General features: G+C 62.3%; 17 protein-coding genes. 14 read left to right on the top strand and 3 right to left on the bottom strand.

Annotated features, from left to right (window positions below):
* The first annotated feature begins 78 nt into the window (after window positions 1-78).
* From ung to ACSQ3I_RS10420, 12 genes are all read left to right on the top strand, one after another.
* A complete protein-coding gene (gene ung, locus ACSQ3I_RS10365; protein ID WP_435998521.1) occupies window positions 79-768 on the top strand; it encodes a uracil-DNA glycosylase in 690 nt (229 codons plus the stop codon).
* A 149-nt stretch (window positions 769-917) separates the two neighbouring features.
* The gene (locus tag ACSQ3I_RS10370; protein ID WP_435998523.1) at window positions 918-1,802 is read left to right on the top strand and encodes a helix-turn-helix domain-containing protein; all 885 of its coding nucleotides are present in this window, start codon (window positions 918-920) and stop codon (window positions 1,800-1,802) included.
* Between the two features lie 149 nt (window positions 1,803-1,951).
* Entirely contained in the window at window positions 1,952-4,156 is a 2,205-nt protein-coding gene (locus tag ACSQ3I_RS10375; protein ID WP_435998525.1) for a TonB-dependent siderophore receptor, read from the top strand.
* Between the two features lie 192 nt (window positions 4,157-4,348).
* Complete coding sequence (locus ACSQ3I_RS10380) at window positions 4,349-5,293, top strand: VOC family protein (protein ID WP_435998527.1); 945 nt, start codon at window positions 4,349-4,351, stop codon at window positions 5,291-5,293.
* A gap of 15 nt (window positions 5,294-5,308) precedes the next feature.
* Window positions 5,309-5,917, top strand: coding sequence for an alpha/beta hydrolase (locus ACSQ3I_RS10385; RefSeq protein ID WP_435998529.1), 609 nt, complete (start codon window positions 5,309-5,311; stop codon window positions 5,915-5,917).
* Between the two features lie 131 nt (window positions 5,918-6,048).
* Window positions 6,049-7,014, top strand: coding sequence for an acetylxylan esterase (locus ACSQ3I_RS10390; RefSeq protein ID WP_435998531.1), 966 nt, complete (start codon window positions 6,049-6,051; stop codon window positions 7,012-7,014).
* Window positions 7,011-7,739, top strand: a complete 729-nt coding sequence (locus ACSQ3I_RS10395; protein WP_435998533.1) for an esterase family protein — start codon at window positions 7,011-7,013, stop codon at window positions 7,737-7,739. The genes ACSQ3I_RS10390 and ACSQ3I_RS10395 overlap by 4 nt, the downstream gene beginning before the upstream one ends.
* Before the next feature lie 129 nt (window positions 7,740-7,868).
* Complete coding sequence (locus ACSQ3I_RS10400) at window positions 7,869-9,296, top strand: aldehyde dehydrogenase family protein (protein WP_435998535.1); 1,428 nt, start codon at window positions 7,869-7,871, stop codon at window positions 9,294-9,296.
* Window positions 9,297-9,410: 114 nt separating this feature from the next.
* A complete protein-coding gene (locus ACSQ3I_RS10405) occupies window positions 9,411-9,743 on the top strand; it encodes a putative quinol monooxygenase (RefSeq protein WP_435998537.1) in 333 nt (110 codons plus the stop codon).
* Between the two features lie 124 nt (window positions 9,744-9,867).
* Window positions 9,868-10,761 (top strand): DMT family transporter, encoded by an 894-nt coding sequence (locus ACSQ3I_RS10410; protein WP_435998539.1) that lies wholly within the window; start codon window positions 9,868-9,870, stop codon window positions 10,759-10,761.
* A 101-nt stretch (window positions 10,762-10,862) separates the two neighbouring features.
* A complete protein-coding gene (locus ACSQ3I_RS10415) occupies window positions 10,863-11,723 on the top strand; it encodes a MurR/RpiR family transcriptional regulator (RefSeq protein WP_435998541.1) in 861 nt (286 codons plus the stop codon).
* 15 nt (window positions 11,724-11,738) lie between these two features.
* Window positions 11,739-13,055 carry a glutamine synthetase family protein gene (locus ACSQ3I_RS10420; RefSeq protein WP_435998543.1) on the top strand — a complete coding sequence of 439 codons (1,317 nt, stop codon included), beginning with the start codon at window positions 11,739-11,741 and terminating at the stop codon, window positions 13,053-13,055.
* Between the two features lie 15 nt (window positions 13,056-13,070).
* On the opposite strand, the gene ACSQ3I_RS10425 is transcribed toward ACSQ3I_RS10420, so the two are convergent.
* The 3 genes from ACSQ3I_RS10425 to ACSQ3I_RS10435 form a co-directional block, all read right to left on the bottom strand.
* Window positions 13,071-13,895, bottom strand: coding sequence for a MerR family transcriptional regulator (locus tag ACSQ3I_RS10425; RefSeq protein ID WP_435998545.1), 825 nt, complete (start codon window positions 13,893-13,895; stop codon window positions 13,071-13,073).
* Between the two features lie 145 nt (window positions 13,896-14,040).
* A complete protein-coding gene (locus tag ACSQ3I_RS10430; protein WP_435998547.1) occupies window positions 14,041-15,420 on the bottom strand; it encodes an aspartate aminotransferase family protein in 1,380 nt (459 codons plus the stop codon).
* 147 nt (window positions 15,421-15,567) lie between these two features.
* A complete protein-coding gene (locus ACSQ3I_RS10435; protein WP_435998549.1) occupies window positions 15,568-16,056 on the bottom strand; it encodes an Lrp/AsnC family transcriptional regulator in 489 nt (162 codons plus the stop codon).
* A gap of 320 nt (window positions 16,057-16,376) precedes the next feature.
* Between ACSQ3I_RS10435 and ACSQ3I_RS10440 the strand changes: the two genes are divergently transcribed.
* Both ACSQ3I_RS10440 and ACSQ3I_RS10445 read left to right on the top strand, forming a co-directional pair.
* Window positions 16,377-17,888 (top strand): alkaline phosphatase family protein, encoded by a 1,512-nt coding sequence (locus ACSQ3I_RS10440; protein WP_435998551.1) that lies wholly within the window; start codon window positions 16,377-16,379, stop codon window positions 17,886-17,888.
* A gap of 32 nt (window positions 17,889-17,920) precedes the next feature.
* Window positions 17,921-19,483 (top strand): amidase, encoded by a 1,563-nt coding sequence (locus ACSQ3I_RS10445; RefSeq protein ID WP_435998553.1) that lies wholly within the window; start codon window positions 17,921-17,923, stop codon window positions 19,481-19,483.
* The last annotated feature ends 34 nt before the right edge of the window (window positions 19,484-19,517 follow it).

The following is a 19,517-nucleotide window of genomic DNA, read 5'->3' on the forward strand; positions in this document are numbered from 1 at the left end:
CTTCGCACCCGAACAGGTCGCTTGACATCCCGCCCCGATCGTTTTCAACAATCCCGACGGATTGGAAAGGGGTGGGCGATGGCGGATGCGGCGGTAAAACTGGAGGAAAGCTGGAAACATGCCCTGGATGGCGAATTTGCCAGCCGGTACATGCAGGATCTGCGCGCCTTCCTGGTGGAGGAGAAGTCGCAGGGCAAGACGATCTTTCCGAAAGGCAGCGAGTATTTTCGCGCCATGGACCTGACCCCACTCGACGAGGTGCGGGTCGTCATTCTTGGCCAGGATCCCTATCACGGCGCCGGCCAGGCGCATGGATTGTGTTTCAGCGTTCGTCCCGGCGTGCGCATTCCGCCGTCACTCGTCAATATCTACAAGGAAATGGAGACCGATCTCGGCATTCCGCCGGCGCGCCACGGTTTCCTGGAAAGCTGGGCGCGCCAGGGCGTGCTTTTGCTCAACAGCGTCCTCACCGTTGAAGAGGGCAGGGCGGCGGCGCATCAGGGGCGCGGCTGGGAGCGCTTCACCGATGCCGTCATCCGCGCCGTCAACGAACAGCCGCATCCTGTCGTCTTCATGCTTTGGGGTTCCTACGCGCAGAAGAAGGCGGCGTTCGTCGATACCAAGCGCCATCTCGTCTTGAAATCCGTCCATCCATCGCCGCTTTCGGCCCATTCCGGCTTTTTCGGCAGCCGGCATTTTTCCAAGGCCAATGCCTTCCTCGAAGCCCATGGCCGGAAGCCGATCGATTGGCGGCTTCCCGAGCTGTGATGCAGGCAAACCACGCTGTGGGAAAAATGCGCTTTCGCTCTGCCATTGAGCATTTGCAAAGAGTGGGTCGATTGTATATCTAAAACTTGACTTTTCGAAGATAGTTTTAGCAGACTGTCGCCGACCGCGGATGCACCTGGAGACGAGACATGACCTTTCTGCCGCAGATGCAGAACAGGATATCCGGATTTTCGGTAAAGAAGGGGCCGCGGCGTCTTTCCTGGAACGGTATCGTTGCGGATCTCTGGGACGTGGAATGCGCGCCGGGCGCGGGCGGTTATTATGTCGGGCGCGATCCGCGCCTGTTCATCGCGCTCGAGGCCGAAGGCGATCGCTCCGCGAAATTCACCCTCTCTGAACGCTCCGATCATGTGCCCACGGCCTACCTGCCGCCGTGCATATCCTACATCCCCGCCGACATGGAACTGTGGGGTTATGCCGACAACATCCGTTTCGTCCGCCATCTCGACCTGCATATCAATGTGGAGACGCTGCAGCGCCGATTGATGGAAGATCTCGACCGGTCGAGCCTCGACGATCCGCGCCTGATGTTCAAGGATGAGCGCATCCTCAGCCTCGCCCGGCTGATCGCGGCCGAATGCGACAATCCCGATCCGCTGCATGAACTTTACGGCGACGGGCTGGCGATGGCGATGATCATCGATCTGCTGAAGCTTGGCCGCAAGAAGGAGCGCAAGCGCACCCAGCTTGCCGCCTGGCAGCTGAAGCGGGCGGTGGATTTTATCGAGGCGCATTGCCTGCAGCGCATTCGCCTCGGCGAGTTGGCCGAACTGACCAACCTGTCGCAATCGCATTTCAGCCACGCTTTCAAGGCCTCGACCGGCATGCCGCCGCATCAGTGGCAGATGCAGGCGCGTATCGAGCGGGTGAAGACGCTGCTGCAGCGTCCGGACCTGTCCTTGACGGCGGTGGCGATGATGGCGGGTTTTTCCGACCAGGCGCATTTTACCCGTGTTTTCCGCAAGATGGTCGGCGTCACGCCGCTTGCGTTTCAGCGCCGGCTTGCCGACTGAGCCTTGCCGGCACAGAAACCAAAAACAAACAATTCGTCGCAGGATCGAACAATCGCAGCTGGTTAACATGATATAAACAGTCATCTTAATTGCAGCAAATATACGGCGGAAAAATCCCTGACCGCCGGTGAGTGCGGGGGCGCAGTGTAGTGATCAAAACGAATGTCTTGCTAAAGAAGGCGCTGCTCGGCAGCGTCGCCATCGCGGCCCTTGTGTCGCCGTCGCTCGGTTTCGCCCAGAGTGCCAATGGCACGACGGAACTGAAACCGATCGTCGTCGAAGGCCAGCGTGATGCCCAGGCGACGACCAGCGACGAGACTGCCAAGCAGGATACTGCGACCGGCCCGATCGATGGCTACGTGCCGAAGGTGACTGCCAGCGGCTCGAAGACGGCGACGCCGATCACCGAAATTCCACAGTCGGTTTCCGTCGTCGGCCGTGACCGGCTCGACGATCTCGCCGCCAGCAAGATCGACGACGCGTTGTTCTATTCTTCGGGCGTGCAGTCCGGCCTGTTCGGCAACGATGCACGTTTCAACTGGTTCTCGATCCGTGGCGTGCGCGCCGATGCGCAGGGCATCTTCCTGAACGGCCTGCCGCTCTATCAGTATGGTTTCGGCGGTTTCTACATCGATTCCTACATGCTGGAGCGTATCGAGGTCATCAAGGGACCGTCCGGCGCGCTCTACGGTGGCGCTGCCATCGGCGGTATCGTCAACCAGGTCACCAAGCGCCCGACGGGCGAGCGCCTGCGTGAGGTCGAGGCCGGCGTCAACAGCTGGGGCAACGGCTACTTCGCCTTCGACATCGGCGATGTCGCCTCGGCCAACAATGCCATCAGCTACCGGGTGACCGGCAAGACCTCCGGCGGCGGCTGGGAAACCGACGATGCCAAGGATTGGCGCGGCTTCATCGCTCCGAGCGTCACCTGGTCGCCGGATGCGGACACCAATGTCACGCTGCTAACCTCCTTCACCAAGTTGTCGGCCAACCATACTGGCGGCTTCTGGCCCTATGTCGGCACCGTCGAGGATGCGCCAGCCTTCGGCAAGATCCCGAAAGACCTGTTTTACGGCGACAAGGACCTCGACGACGTCACTGCCGAACAGGCGATGCTGGGCTACGAACTCGACCACAAGTTCGACAACGGCATCACCTTCCGCCAGAACCTGCGCTTCAACCACCTGAGCTCGACGGAGCGCGGCCCGTATCCCTACGGTTATGCCAGCGATACCGAACTGTTCCGTATCGGCTTCGGCGTCGACAGCAATGTCAACCTGTTCACGGTCGACAACCAGCTCGAAGGCCAGTTCGATACGGGTGGCGCGGAGCACACGCTGCTCGGCGGCGTCGATTACAAGCGTTACCATATTGACCACGAGCAGTGGACCTACAGTGCCTCGCCGCTCGACGTGACCAACCCGAACCATACCGGCGGGCGTCTGGGACCGAACAACGTCTATCTCAACGAAGACCTGTCGATGAGCCAGGTCGGCGTCTACCTGCAGGACCAGATCAAGTTCGGCAACGGTTTCATCGCGACGCTTAACGGTCGTTACGACCGCGTCTCCACCGATGTCTGGAGCGGTCCGACCGCCTATTCGACGACCTCGTCGTCGCAGGACAAGGAGTATGGACGCTTCAGCGGCCGTGCCGGTCTCGCCTATGAATTCTCCAATGGCATGACGCCTTATGTCAGCTATACGAGCTCCTTCGACCCGTCGATCGGTACGGACGGCATCACCGGTGCGCTGTTCAAGCCGGTGACAGGCGAACAGTTCGAAGTCGGCGTCAAATATGCGCCGGAGTTCTTCGACGGCCTGATCACCGCTTCCTACTTCGACATGACACGCCAGAACGTGCCGGTGGCACTGGTTTCCAACCCGTTCCTGAAGCAGCAGCTTGGTGAAGTCGGTTACAAGGGCTTTGAACTCGAAGCGCAGGCCGACCTGACGCAGGGCCTGAAACTCACCGGCGCCCTGACCCTGATGGATGTCGAGATCACCGAGGACGACAATGCCACGCTGATCGGTAACGTGCCGACACTGACGCCGGAACGGACGGCCTCGCTGTGGCTCGACTACAGCTTCCAGAACGAGACGCTGGCCGGCTGGAGCCTGGGTGCGGGCGTCCGCCACACCGGCAGCAGCTGGGCCGATGCCGCCAACTCGTTGAAGGTGCCGAGCTTCACGCTGTTCGATGCCGCTGTCCGCTACGATGCCGAGACCTGGGGGGCGTCGCTGAACGTCTCCAACATCTTCGACAAGACCTATGTTTCCGGTTGCAGCGAACCTTTCACCTGCGGTTATGGCGAAGGCCGGACCTTCACCTTGAAGGTCAACGCGAAGTTCTGATCTCGCACGGTTTGAACAACAAATTGAGGGGGCCGTCAGGCCCCCTTTTTGTTTCTGGGTATGAACAAAGTCTTTTATCGTCTACATCTAGAGAACAATCCGTTGTGAAGTGCGGCTCTAGCGGCAAAGCGTCGAACGTATCAATTATTGCTCCAGACAGAGGGCCGGTCGCCGGCCAGAAAGAGGATTGCAATGATTACTCAGATCAAGGGTCTGCACCACGTTACCTCGATGGCGGCGGACGCCCGTATCAACAACGACTTCTTCACCAAGGCACTCGGCCTGCGCCGCGTCAAGAAGACGGTCAACTTCGATGCGCCGGATGTTTATCATCTCTATTATGGCGACGAAGTCGGCACGCCGGGTTCGGTGATGACCTATTTCCCGTTCCCGCATATTTCCCGCGGCCGTCCCGGCACCGGCGAAGTCGGCACCACGCTGTTTTCGGTTCCGGAAGGCTCGCTCGGTTACTGGCAGGAGCGGCTGGCCGGCCTCGAGATCGACGGCCTGAAGGCCGACGAGGCATTCGGTGAGAAGCGGCTGCATTTTGCCGGTCCCGATGGCGACGGTTTTGCACTGGTCGAAGTCAAGGACGACGATCGCGCTCCGTGGACACATGGCGGCATCGATGCCGATCACGCCATCCGCGGTTTCCATTCCGTGTCGATGCGGCTGCGTGACGAAGGCGCCACCAAGGAACTGCTGACCTTCATGGGGTACCAGGCGGTCGAGAGCAAGGACGGCGTCACCCGCCTGATCGTGCCCGGCGGCAATACTGCGCATACGATCGATCTGGAAACGCTGCCGAGCATCAATCGTGCCGCGCTTGGCGCCGGCTCGGTGCATCACGTCGCCTTTGCCGTCGAGAACCGCGAAAAGCAGCTCGAAGTCCGCAAGGCACTGATGGATACCGGTTACCAGGTCACTCCGGTCATCGACCGCGACTACTTCTGGGCGATCTATTTCCGCACACCGGGCGGCGTGTTGTTCGAAATCGCCACCAACGAACCCGGTTTCGATCGCGACGAAGACACGGCACATCTGGGCGAAGCTTTGAAGCTGCCGACGCAGCACGAACACCTGCGGGCCTTGCTCAACAAGCACCTGCAGCCGCTGGAAGAAACCGTCCAGGCATAAGCAAGGAAAGCGATCATGAGCAAAGACAGCTATGTGCACCGGGTGCGTCCCGGTGCACCCGGTGCACCGATCCTGTTTGCCTTTCACGGCACGGGTGGCGACGAAAACCAGTTCTTCGATTTTTCTGCCCGGCTTCTGCCGCAGGCGACCATCGTTGCCCCGCGCGGTGACGTTTCGGAATATGGCGCAGCACGCTTCTTTCGCCGCACCGGCGAAGGTGTCTACGACATGGCCGATCTGGCGCGGGCAACCGACAAGATGGCGGCCTTCATCGAGGCCTATCGCAACGAAAGCGGGGCAGGGGCCGTGCTTGGCCTCGGTTTCTCGAACGGGGCGAACATCCTTGCCAACATCCTGATCGAGCAGGGTCTTTTCGATGCCGCGGCCCTGCTGCATCCGCTGATCCCGTTTGCGCCGCGCGACAATGCCGGGCTTGCCGGCCGCAAGGTGCTGATCACGGCGGGCCAGCGCGATCCGATCTGCCCTCCTGATCTGACCACCGCGCTGGCGGACTATTTTACCCGCCAGAATGCCGTGCTGGATCTCGAATGGCATGCGGGCGGCCATGACATAAGGCCGAACGAAATCGATGCCATCGGCCGTCTGGTCGAAGCCTACCGGTAAGGGCGATCGCAGCCGGGGTGCCCGGCAGTTTATGCGCAGTTGGAAGCGCTTTTGTCACAAGAGGCAAAAAGCGCTTCCACGGCGCTGTCCGTCGCCTTGCTTTGCCGGACGTTTCGCGAAACAAGTGCTCCATGAGCATTCCGACGACACATCCCTTCGCCTTCGATCCCACCTATGGCATGACGCTTGCCGACCTGCAGAGGATCGTTCCGCCGGAAGCGCCGGCGGGTTTCGATGATTTCTGGCAGCAGCGCTACCGGCGGGCGATCACCGTCGATCCAAAGCCGGAACTGAAGGCGAGCGACAGCAAGCATCCGGATTGGCAGGTGCTGGATATCGTCTACGCCTCGACGGACGATGTCAGGATCGGCGGCTGGCTGTTGCTGCCGAAGGACGGGCCGGTGCGCCGGGGGCTCGTCGTCGGACATGGCTATGGTGGCCGCGACCAACCGGATTTCGACTTGCCGTTGACAGAGACGGCGATCCTCTTTCCGTGCTTTCGCGGCCTGTCGCGCAGCCCGCATCCGCCGATCTCTCAGGATGCGTTTTTCCATGTGCTGCACGATATCGACAAGCCGGAACGTTACGTCATCGGCGGCTGCGTCGAAGACCTTTGGCTCGCCGTCTCGGCCCTGCTTGCCCTGTATCCGGGACTCGACGGCCATGTGGGCTACAGCGGCATCAGTTTCGGCGGCGGCATCGGCGCGCTTGCCATACCGTTTGACCAGCGCATCCGGCGCGGCCAGCTGACCGTCCCGACCTTCGGCGACCGCAAGCGCTGGCTCGCCCTGCCGACCACCGGCAGCGCCGCGGCGGTGCAGGCCTACCAGAAGCACCATGGAAGCGTCTTTGAGACGCTGCGTTTCTACGATGCGGCCTGTGCGGCGCGGCGGATCACCGTGCCGATGCTGGCAGCCGTCGCTCTCTTCGATCCGGCAGTGGCCCCGCCCTGCCAGTTCGCCGTCGCCAACGCATTTCCGCAATCAAAATTTAATGAAATCTTCATCCTGGACGCCGGGCATTTCGACTATCCTGCGGCAGTGCAGCAAAATGCTGCGCTTCTCGACAGGCTCGGTCATTTCTTCAAGGCGTTATGAATCGCGAATATTTTCGTTGGTACAGCCATCGTTTGCACCGGGACATGGAGTTGCTCGTGTTCGGTCACGCCGGCGCGAAGGTATTGATGTTCCCGACGAGAGACGGGCGTTTCTGGGAATACGAACAGCTTGGAATTGTCGCGAGCCTTGCGGACAAGCTGCGGGCCGGCCAGTTGCAGCTCTATTGCATCGAGGGACTGGCGAACGAGAGTTTTTACGGCCGCCACAGCCATCCGGCCGATCGCATCCGCCGCCATGCGGCGCTGGAAGACTACATCCTCCATGAAGTCCTGCCGTTGATGGCCGAGAAGAATGCGCATGACTGCACCATCGTCCAGGGTTGCAGCCTCGGGGCGTTCCAGGCGGCAAGCCTCGTCTTCCGCCACCCGCATCTGTTCCGCAAGCTCGTCGCCTTTTCCGGCCGCTACGACCTGACGATGAAGGTTGAAAGTTTTGGCGATCTGTTCGATGGTTATTACGACGATACGGTCTATTACCATACGCCGGCGCATTTCCTGCCCGGTCTGCAATGCGAGCAGCGCCTCCGGCACCTGCGCCAGGTGGACATCGTCCTGACGATCGGCAATGGCGATCCGTTCCTCGACAACAATCATCATCTGAGCCGTATCCTGGCGGAAAAGCAGGTCGACCATCGTCTGCATCTCTGGGATGGCCGCGCCCATCGCGGCAGCGCCTGGCGGCAGATGGCGCCGCTCTATATCTGAGCGCTGTTTTGGGGCGACGACGGGTCGCGGAGGAAAAACGTGCTCCTTGGCTTGCGGCGCGCCAGCACCTGCACGATAGTGCCGCCCGAAATCAGAAGCCGAGGATATTCGGCCAAACGGGAGTGTACGATGAATCATCACCAGAAATTCTTCATCAATGGCGAGTGGGTCGACCCGGTGATCCCGGCAACGCTCGACGTGATCAATCCGGCGACCGAAGAAGCCTATACGCAGATTTCCGTCGGCTCGAAGGGTGATGTCGACAAGGCCGTCGCTGCGGCAAAAGCCGCCTTCGAGACGTTTTCCCGCACGACGCAGGCCGAGCGGCTGGCGCTGCTGAAGCGTATCCTCGAGGTCTATAACGAGCGTTTCGAAGACATCGCCCAGGCCGTTTCCGACGAAATGGGCGCACCGCTGTCCTTCGCCCGTGATGCCCAGGCCTGGGCCGGCCGCGCCCACATGGAATCGACCATCGAGGCGTTGGAAAACTACGAGTTCAGCCACCAGCGCGGCAAGACCATGGTGGTCAAGGAGCCGATCGGCGTCTGCGCGCTGATCACGCCGTGGAACTGGCCGCTCAACCAGATCGTCTGCAAGGTCGCGCCCGCCATTGCAGCCGGCTGCACGGTCGTGCTCAAGCCGTCGGAAATCGCCCCGATCAGCGGCATCGTCTTCGCCGAGGTCATGGAAGCCGCCGGCGTGCCGAAGGGCGTCTTCAACCTCGTCAACGGCACCGGCCCGGATGTCGGCCAGGTGATGTCCGGCCATCCCGACGTCGACATGGTCTCCTTCACCGGCTCGACCCGCGCCGGCATCATCGTCGCCAAGACGGCGGCCGATACGGTCAAGCGCGTGGCGCAGGAACTCGGCGGCAAGTCGGCCAACATCATCCTGCCGGACGCCGATCTCGAAACGGCGGTCACCAAGGGCGTCGAAGGCTGCTTTGGCAATACCGGGCAGTCCTGCGATGCGCCGACGCGCATGCTGGTGCCGGCTGATCGCCACGACGAAGCGCTCGAAATCGCCAAAAAGGCAGCCGTACCCTTCAAGGTCGGCGATCCGAAGTCGGAAGACACCGTGCTCGGCCCGGTCGTCAGCCAGTTGCAGTTCGACAAGGTGCAGCGCCTGATCGAAAGCGGCATCAAGGAAGGCGCCACCGTCGTTGCCGGCGGTCTCGGCCGGCCGGAAGGCCTGAACCGCGGTTATTACATCCGCCCGACTGTCTTCGGCCATGTCACGCCTGACATGACCATCGCCCGCGAGGAAATCTTCGGGCCGGTGCTGTCGATCATCTCCTATAAGGACGAAGAGGATGCCATCCGCATCGCCAACGACACGGTGTATGGCCTTGCCGCCTACATCCAGTCTGGGGATATCGCGCACGCCCGCAAGGTCGCCTCGCGCATGCGCGCCGGTTCGGTTTACCTGAACTATCCGGATTGGGACACCAACTCCTCCTTCGGCGGTTACAAGCAGTCGGGCAACGGCCGTGAATACGCTGATTTCGGCATCCACGACTTCCTCGAAATCAAGAGTGTCGTCGGTTACGAGTCGTAATCGTAGCCAATCGGTGGCGCCGGCTTCGGCCGGCGCCACCTGCTCCTCTTTCCGATTTGCTGCAACTTCCGGGTTGCACTATGATCCTCATGTTTCACCGTGGAGGGACGGGACATGAAGCTGATCGTCGGATATTTCACCGCCAAGCCAGGCAGGCGCAATGATTTTCTGGCTGCGGTCGCCGAGCACGCGCGGCTCAGCCGCGAGGAGCCGGGTTGCCTCTATTTCGATCTCGTGGCCGTGCCAGACCATCCGGACCGGATGCTGCTGGCCGAGGCTTTCGTCAGCGACGAGGCGCACCGGATTCATGAAGATACCGATCATATGCGCGCCGTCTGGAAGGTGATGCCGGAACTGCTGGTGCACGCCTCGCTCGACATCGCCATTTCCGACGACATCCAGCATATCGAGGACGATTTCAGCACGCCGCCCGGCCCGAGCCACTGACGCCTAAGCGTTGCTGCAAAAGCCACACCCGAACGCAATTCATCCGGCAAGCCCGTCGACGGCTTGCCGCAACCGTGCGGTGCGGCTAACACGTTCAAGCCTCAAATAATTCGAAAGCCTTATCATGACGCTGACCGAGCAGAAGCAATATCGCCTGGGCTTGACCTATGTGGCGTTGTCGGCGCTTGCCTGGTCGTCGTCCGGGCTGTTCATGCGGGCGATCAATGCCGACCTGATGACCATCGTCGCCACCCGCGGCATCGTCTCCGGCCTCGCCACCTTTCTGTTCTTCATCTATCTTGAGCGCAGCCGGGCGTGGTCCATCCTGCGGGCCATCCGCTGGCCGACCATTGCCGCCACGGTGTTTTCCGCCGCCAGCATGATTTCCGGCCTCGGTTCGATCTATTACACCTCGGTGGCCGATGCGATGGTCATCTATGCGACCGTGCCCTTCGTCACCGCCGGTGTCGCCTATCTCTATATCGGCGAAAAACCGAGCCGTTCAACGCTGATCGCCGCCTCCGTTGCCATGGGCGGCGTGCTCGTCATGCTGATGGACGAGGGCGGCGGCGGCAGTATGCTCGGCAAGGGGCTGGCGCTGATCATGACGCTGACGGTTGCGGCACTCGCCACCATCATGCGCAAGCACCGCGACGTGCACATGCTGCCGGCGATGTTTTCCTCCGCCTGGCTTTGCTCGCTCTGCACCATCTGGTTCGCCACGCCACTCGGTCTCAGCGGCCATGATATCGGCCTGGTCGTGCTGTTTGCCGTGGTGCAGAACTCCCTCGGCCTCATCCTCTATACTTTCGGTTCCCGCTGGATTCCCGCTGCCGATGCCAGCCTGCTGACGGCGCTCGAAGTGCCGCTGACACCGCTCTGGGTCTGGATTTTCATGGACGAAGTGCCGTCGCGCGCAACGATGATCGGCGGGCCGATCGTGCTGCTTGCACTCTTCGGCCACATCTTCGCGGAGATCCGCCGGAACAAGTCGACGGAGGTGGCGGTTCACGCCTGAGGCGAGCGAATATTTTCAGTCATATGGCTGAAAAATTTTCCGTTTGACTAAATTTTTTCAATGCGTCACTTCTTCTGCAGCAACAGGGGAGCGTGACCGGCGTGGCATTGACCATCCGCGAACTGATACAGCAGGCGACGGACAATCTGACCGCCAGCGAACGCAAGATCGCCGGTGCGATCCTTGCGGATTATCCGTTCACCGCGCTGCAGACCATCCAGGATCTGGCGGCCAAGACCGGCGTCAGCGCGCCGTCGATCACCCGTTTCGTCGCCAAGCTCGGCTGCGGCGGTTTCCAGGATTTCCAGCGTCAGCTGATCGCCGAACTGAAAGAGGGCAAGCGTTCGCCGCTCGACCTCAAGTCCAGCCAGGTTCCCGTCGGCCACTCGCAGTTCCTGGGGGACTATGCCGCCCGGCTGTCCCTGGTGATAGCCGACATGGCCGAGACGGTGTCGCAGGAGCAGTTCGATGCCGTGGCGGCATTGCTGTCCGATCCAACGCGGCAGGTTTTCCTGCTCGGTGGGCGCGTCAGCGATAGTCTTGCCGGCTATCTTTCCATCCATCTCCGGCAGATCCGCGCCCGCGTCCAGCACATCCCCGCCAATCCGCAAATCTGGCCGGACGCGATGCTGCAGATGCGCAAGAAAGACGTGGTGGTGCTGTTCGATTTCCGGCGCTACCAGCCCGATCTTGCCGAACTGGCACATCGCATCGCAACGCATGCGCAGGCGACGATCATCCTCATCACCGACCGCTGGCTCTCGCCGATTGCCCGCGACAGCAGCCATGTCATCGCCCTGCCGATCGATTCGGGCACGGCGTGGGACACGGTGGTGGCGGCGATCGCCTTCCTGGAAGCGCTGATCGTAAAAGTTTCGGAAGCGGATTGGGAGGCGACGCAAAAACGCCTCCGCCAGTGGGACGGCCTACGCCTCGACCGGCCGGCCGAAGATGATATTTAAAAAGGGGAATTTTCGATGCACCGTGAAGAACTGATGGTGGCCTGCACCAACGACCTGGCCGGAAAGACGCGCGGCAAGGCGTTTCCCGCCTCCCAGCTGGAAAAGCGCCAGCATCGCGGTGTCGGCTGGACGCCCACCAATGTCCAGATCACCTGCTTCGACTCGATTTCCGACAGCCCCTTCGGTTCATTGGGTGATCTCGTGCTCATCCCCGATCCGGCCACCAGGGTGGCGATTGCCACCGAAGGAGAGGGTGCGCCGCCGGAACAGTTCGTTCTCGGCAACATCCGCTATACCGATGGCCGGCCGTGGGAATTCTGCACCCGGTCGCTGCTGGAGGCAGCGCTCGACCGCCTGAAGCGGGTTACCGGGCTGACGCTGCTCGGCGCCTTCGAGCACGAATTCCAGTTCGGCGGGCCGGTGATGGCGCCGGGCAATTCCTTTTCTCTCGCCGGTTTCCGTGTACGGCGGGCATTCGGCGAGGCACTGATCGCGGCGATGCGTGCCGCCGGAATAAACCCCGACACCTTCATGAAGGAACATGGTGCCGATCAGTACGAAGTGACGATCGGTCCGAAGGCCGGCATTCGTTTCGCCGACGAGGCCGTCATTTTGCGCGAAGTGGTGCGCAGCACGGCGCTCGCCCACAACGAAACGGTGACGTTCACGCCGATCCGGGATCCGGCCGGTGTCGGCAATGGCGTGCATATCCACATGAGTTTCCTGGATAGCGACGGCAAGCCGGCGACCTGGGACCCGGCCGGCAAGCACGAATTGTCGCCGGTCGCCGGCCAGTTCGTGGCCGGCGTGCTGAAATATCTCGATGCGATCACGGCGATTACGGCGCCGAGCGTCGTTTCCTACCTGCGGCTGACGCCGCATCGCTGGAGTGCCGCCTTCAACAATCTCGGTTTCCGCGACCGCGAGGCCTCGGTGCGCATCTGCCCGGTCTCCGATCTCTCCGATATCGCCAAGGCGTCGCAGTTCAACTTCGAATTCCGTGCCGCCGATGCCAGCGCCAGCCCCTATCTGCAGCTTGCCGCCATCGTCCATGCCGGTGTGCAGGGTATCGAGGAGGGGCTGCAGGTACCGGAAGCGACGCAGGAGGACTTGTCGCTGCTCGATACGGCCGCTCTGACCGAACGCGGCTACAAGCGCCTGCCGACGACGCTTGAAGAGGCGCTGAAGCGGTTCGGGGCAAACGACACCGTTACCGGCTGGTTCCCAGAGGGGTTTGCCGACGTCTACGTCAAGCACAAGCTGGGCGAGATCGATCATCTCAAGGGCCGCGAGTTGAAAGATGTCTGCGCCGCCTACGAAGAGGTCTATTGACCGCCGCGCCGCCGGTCAGAAGGTCGGCGGCGTGTTGATCCACAGGAGCACGGTTTCGCCGTCATGGCGGTTGCGCCAGGAGTGCTGCCGCTGGCTGGCGAAATAGAGGGAATCGCCGGGGCCGAGATCGAAGAACTGGTCGCCATCGAGCACCATCTCGATCCGCCCCGACAGAACATGGACGAATTCTTCGCCCTCATGCTTGTAGGCGCCGTCGCTGGAGGCGCCGGGGGCGAGCACGAAGCGATGGCAATCCATCATCAGCTGGCCTTCGGCCAGGAGCTGCACCGTGACCCCCGGCGACGTCGCCGGCCAGGCGCGCCACTCGCCGCTGCGCACCACCTCGCGGGCCTCGTGGCTTTCTTCGCCGGAAAGGCGGGAGACGGTGGTGCCGTAATATTCGGCGAGATCGTGCAGCACCTTGAAGGTGACGCCCTGGGAGGTCCGCTCCAGCGTCGAGAGGATGGAGGGCGCGATGCCGACTTCGCCGGCGACGTCGTCCAGCGTCTTGCCGAGGCCGTGGCGCAAGCTGCGCAGCTTGCGGCCGAGATCGTGCTGCGGCGTGTCAGTGTCGGTTACGCCGTTGTCGGATTTCGCCGGCGGATCCTCCGCCTCCAAGGCTTCACGGATGGCGGCGGGGTTGAGGCCGCGTTCGCTGCGCAGCCAGGAAATCCGCTTCAGGCGGGCGACGTCGTCGGCGCTGTATTGCCGGTGGCCGGTTTCGGAGCGGTCGGGCACGACGAGACCCTGGCTTTCCCAGAGCCGCAGCGTCGAGGCAGAAACGCCCGCCAGCCGTGCGGCTTCCGCCACCTTGTAGCGCACACTCTGCATGCTTCTCATCCGCAACCTTTCGCACCGCGTCAAAATCCTGCTTAACACAGGTTTTGCCGGAAACGGAATTGTGTTGGCGAAACGATCGGGATTTGGCTGGCTGCGATGCGGGGCGCGGACCGGGTATCTCTCCCGATCCGCATTCTTTCGGGTGTCAGATGTTGGCAAATACGCTGTCGATTGCCGCCGCGGCGGCCTTGACGACGATGTCTGCTTCTTCGCGCGTCAGGCAGAGCGGCGGCGCGAAACCGAGGATGTCGCCCTGCGGCATGGCCCGGCCGATAACGCCGCGTTCCAGCAGGGCGGTTGCGACCTGCGGGCCGATCTTTTTGCCTGGATCGAAGAAGGCACGATCGTCCTTGTCCTCGACGAATTCGACGGCGGCCAGCATGCCGTCACCGCGGACGTCGCCGACATGTTTGTGGCCGGCAAGCGCCTTCGTCAGCTCGGAGCGGAAATAGGCGCCGGTCGCGCCGGCATTGTCCACCAGGCCGAGTTCGTCGATCACTTCGAGATTGGCGACGCCGGCGGCGGCGCAGATCGGATGGGCGGCATAGGTCCAGCCATGGCCGATGGCGCCGAGCTGGTCGGACCCCTGCACCAGCACCTGCCAGACCTTGTCGGAGACGATGACGCCGGAGAGCGGCGCATAGGCCGACGTCAGCCCCTTGGCGATGGTGATCAGGTCGGGCTTCATGCCGTAATGGTCGGAGCCGAACATGGTGCCGAGACGGCCGAAACCAGTGACGACCTCGTCGGCGACGAGCAGGATGTCGTACTTGTCGAGAACCGCCTGGATCTTCTGCCAGTAACCCGCCGGCGGCGGCACGATGCCGCCTGTGCCAAGGATCGGCTCACCGATGAAGGCGGCGATGGTATCGGCGCCTTCCGCGAGGATCATTTCCTCCAGTTTGTCGGCGCAATGTTGCGAGAATTGTTCCTCACTCATCGAACGGTCCGGCCGGCGGAAATAATAGGGTGCCTCGGTGTGCAGGATCGGCGCGCGCGGCAGGTCGAAGGCATTGTGGAACAGCGTAAGGCCGGTCAGCGATCCGGTCATGACGCCGGAGCCGTGGTAGCCGCGCCAGCGCGAAATGATCTTCTTCTTTTCCGGACGGCCGAGAATGTTGTTGTAGTACCAGATGAGCTTGATGTTGGTCTCGTTGGCATCCGAACCGGAAAGCCCGAAGTAAACACGGCTCATGCCTTGCGGCGCGCGGTCGATGATCATCTTGGAGAGCGTGATCGAGGCTTCCGTGCCGTGGCCGACATAGGCATGGTAATAAGCGAGGTTCTTGGCCTGCGCGGCGATGGCATCGGCGATCTTCTGGCGGCCGTAACCGACATTGACGCAATAGAGGCCGGCGAACGCGTCGAGGCTGGTCTTGCCGCTCGTATCGGTGATGTACACACCTTCGCCGCCTGCAATTACCCGTGTCGGCGTCTCGCCGCGGGCATGCATGCCCATATGCGTCGAGGGGTGGAAGAAGTGGTCGCGGTCCCAGGCGGTGAGTTCGTTGCTTCTGTCGAGCATCGTCGTCCTCTCGGTGTCTTCGAATCGTGTTTCAGCCGGTGGCTGTGCCTGGAAAAGTCTGGCAGACCCTAAGGAGATATTGGGTCCAATCGCAGCTGTGCAACGAGAGAAATCGACCAAATTCAGCTGCTGAAAAAGAGAAAGTCTCTATGTCGGCTGGCCAGGCCCGATCAGGCTGGCAAGCGGCAGAACCGTTTCCTCCTTGACTGTCTTGGTGACGATGTAGGTGAAATAGCGGTCGATACCGAGCTGCCGGTCAAGCAGGCTGTCGACGAGGCGCTGGTAGGCGTCTATGTCGGAGGTCATGATTTTCAGGATGTAGTCGACGCCGCCGCCAAGGGACCAGCAGGCGGTTATCTCCGGAATCGCCATGATGGCGCGCTCGAACCTGTCGAAATCCGCCTGGCGGTGATTGCCGAGGGTGACTTCCATCATCACGCTGGCCACCGGCGCCAGGCGCCGCACGGCGATGGCCGCGTGATAACCGACGATGACGCCTGCCTTTTCCAGCTTGCGCAGCCGCATCCAGCAGGGTGTCGGCGACAACCCCACCTGTTCCGCCAGCGCCAGCTTGGTGATGCGGCCGTCGCGCTGGATGACGTCGAGAATGCGCAGGTCGATGGCGTCGAGTTTCATACAGGGACACTCGTGTCCGCCATGCCGCCGCCACAAAGCCGGCGTGATGCGGCAAGACCGATTTTGACCGGTGAAAAAATCATGACGCGTCGTTTTTCCTATCCATTCCCGGCCGTTGCCAGGCTTGCTACTGCCTCCAGACCAGATTGCATGTGTCGCCCGGGACGGCAAGCGTGCAACGGGCAGCGATCGGCCGGGCACCGTAAATGGTGGTCGCTCTGACGGTCGCGGCTATGCTGCCGGCCCTTTCCAGTTGCCGTTGCGGCAGGCGGTGTTTAAACAGCAAGCGTGCCGTTTTCTTTCGGAGTGTCGAGCGTCGCATGAGACCGAATATTCTTCTGATCACCGCCGATCAGTGGCGGGGTGACTGTCTGTCCGCCGTCGGCCATGCCGTCGTCAAAACCCCGAATGTCGATGCATTGGCCCGCGAGGGAACCCTGTTTCGGCGCCATTATGCCGGTGCGGCGCCCTGTTCGCCGGCGCGCGCCAGCCTCTATACCGGGCTTTACCAGATGAACCATCGCGTCTGCCGCAACGGTTCGCCGCTCGATGCCCGTTTCGACAATATCGCCTTGATGGCGCGGCGGGCGGGCTACGATCCGACGCTCTTCGGCTACACCGACACCGCTCCGGACCCGCGCCGCCTCGCCCCCGGCGATCCGCATCTCACCAGCTACGAAGGCGTGCTTCCCGGCTTCACGGCGCGGCAGTTGCTGCCGGAGCATGAAAAGCAATGGCTTTCCTGGCTGCGCGACCGCGGCCATGCGGATGCGGCGGACCGCAGCGTCCACAAGCCCTCCGCCGACCTGCCCGAGGTCAATGCCGGTGCTCCGGCCTATACGCAGGACGAAACGCAGACGGCGTTTCTTACCGGCGAGTTCATCCGCTGGCTCGGCGAACAGGAAGCGCCGTGGTTTGCGCATATCTCCTTTCTCCGGCCGCATCCGCCCTTCGTCGTGCCGGCGCCCTACAACACGATGTACGAGCCGCCGCAGGACGATGCCTTCGTCCGCCATGCCGACCGGGAGCGTGAAAAAGCGCAGCACCCCTATCTTGCCTACGATCTCGACCGCCAGCCCAAGGGTGCCTTCGTTTTCGACGCCAAGGGTGGGGTGGGCGATTGGAGCGCGCAGGAGTTTGCGACGCTGCGCGCGGTCTATTACGGCATGGTTTCGGAAGTGGACGCACAGCTCGGCCGCATCTGGCAGGCGCTGCGGGATGGGGATGCCTGGGAAAACACCATCATCGTCTTCACCTCGGACCATGCCGAGATGGCGGGTGACCACTGGTCCTTCGGCAAGAGCGGTTTCTTCGACGGCTCCTATCATATCCCGCTGGTGATCCGAGATCCTGCTTCGAAGGCGCGGGGCGGGCAGGTCGAGCATTTCACCTCCGCCACCGATATTTTTCCGACACTCTGCGAACGGCTGGGTGAAAGCCCCGCGGGACACTTTGACGGTGCCTCATTGACCGGCTTCCTCGCCGGTGAAACGCCAGCTGTCTGGCGCGACGGCGCATTCTGGGAGTTCGATTTCCGCGATATCGCCCGCGGGCGGCAAGAGGCGCATTTCGGCCTGCCGTCGAATGCCTGCAACCTCGCGGTCTATCGCGATGCGGCGTTCAAGTACGTGCATTTCGCCGGCATGCGGCCAATGCTGTTCGATCTTGGCCAGGATCCCGGCGAGTTGCACAATGTCGCCGATGAGCCGGCTTATCTTGGCACGCGGCTCGCTTATGCCGAAAAGCTCTTGTCCTTGCGGGCGCGGCACCTCGACCAGACGCTGGCTTATACGGAATTGACGGAAAAGGGGCCGGTGCAGGGGCGCCGGTAAACGCCTCGCAGGGCGAATAAAGGGGGAAAAGCATGGCAGGCATCGATATCGCCGAATTGACCGTGAGCGCGGCGCAGCAGGCTTTCGCAAGCGGTGACTTGACCGCCGAAAGCCTTGCGCGGGCCTGCCTCGACCGGATCGCCGAATTCAATCCGCATTACAATGCCATCATCTTCCTCAACGAAAAGGCGCTGGACGAGGCGCGCGACATCGATCGCCGTCGCGCGGCGGGCGAGGCGCTTGGACCGCTTGCCGGTATTCCCGTCGTCGTCAAGGACACCATGGATATGGTCGGTTTCCCGACCACCGGCGGCTGGTCGCTGCTGTCCAGCCGTGCCGGCGGCGTCGATCTTTTTCCCGAACAAGACAGCGATGTCGTCGCGCGTGTCCGCGCCGCCGGCTGCGTCGTTCTCGGCAAGACCAATGTGCCGGTGCTGAGTGCCACCGGCACCCATGCCGACGACAGCTGGGTAGGCCCGACGCTGAATGCCGTCGATGCGACGCTTGTTCCGGGCGGCAGCAGTGCCGGAACAGCCACCGCCGTCGCCGCCGGCTTCGCCATCATCGGCCTTGCCGAGGAGACGGGCGGCTCGATCCAGAATCCGGCCTCGGCGCAAGCTCTGGTCGGCGTCAAGCCGACATTCGGGTTGATCTCCAACACCGGCATCATGCCGCTCGGCGGCAGCACCCTCGATGTTGCCGGCCCCATTGCCCGCACGGTGACGGATGCTGCACTGGCGCTGGACGTCATGGCGGGTTTTTCGCCGAACGATCCGAAGACGGTCGCAGGCCTCGGCAGCAAGCCGGTAGATGGTTACGCCGCCGTTCTCAATGCGCAGGCCCTGCAGGGCAAGCGGCTCGGCCTTTTCGGTCCCGGCTGGCGCCGCCCCGGCGACAGTTTTCGCAGGTGGCCACTGCATCCGGAAATCGAGGAGAGCTATCGCCGCGCGCAGGACGAATTGCGCGGGCGGGGGGCGACGCTTGTCGAGGATCCGTTTGCCGGAAGCGGTTTTGCCGATCTGATGCGCACCTCCGCCAGCGCCGAAGATTTCGACATCCGCGGCATGGAAGGCCTTCCCCACGACCTGGAAAAATATCTGCGCCATCTCGGTCCGAATGCTGCCTTGCAAAGCTTCGCGGACTTTGCCGAGGCGACGAAGGCGGAAGATCCTTTCGCGCCCGGCGGCGTGCTCGCCTATATGCACGATCTGCCGGAATTCGTTGCCATCCTTGCCGATCCGCTGTCGCGGCCGTCGCTTGAAACATTCTTCCTGCTGCGTGATGCCTATCTGAGGATCTTCAACGCGGTGATGCAGGACAAAACGCTCGATGGCCTCGTCTTTCCGCAGATGATGGATCCGGCGCCGAAACGCGGCGCGGGCATCTCCATCCGCGAGACGACGGTGGCAGAGATCAATATTGCCGGGCTGCCCGGTGTCACCGTCCCCGCCGGCTATCTGGAGGGCGGCGAACCGTTCAACCTGATCTTCGTCGGGCGCGCCTGCAGCGAGGCTGCGCTGTTGTCCATGGCGTATGACTACGAACAGGCGACGAGGCATCGCCGGCCTGCCGCGCTTCGCCAGCATGACCTTTAAACCGCCGTCATGCTGCGCTCGTAGACAACAGGGC

The organism is Rhizobium sp. LjRoot30 (genome assembly GCF_964253915.1).
GTDB lineage: Bacteria > Pseudomonadota > Alphaproteobacteria > Rhizobiales > Rhizobiaceae > Metarhizobium.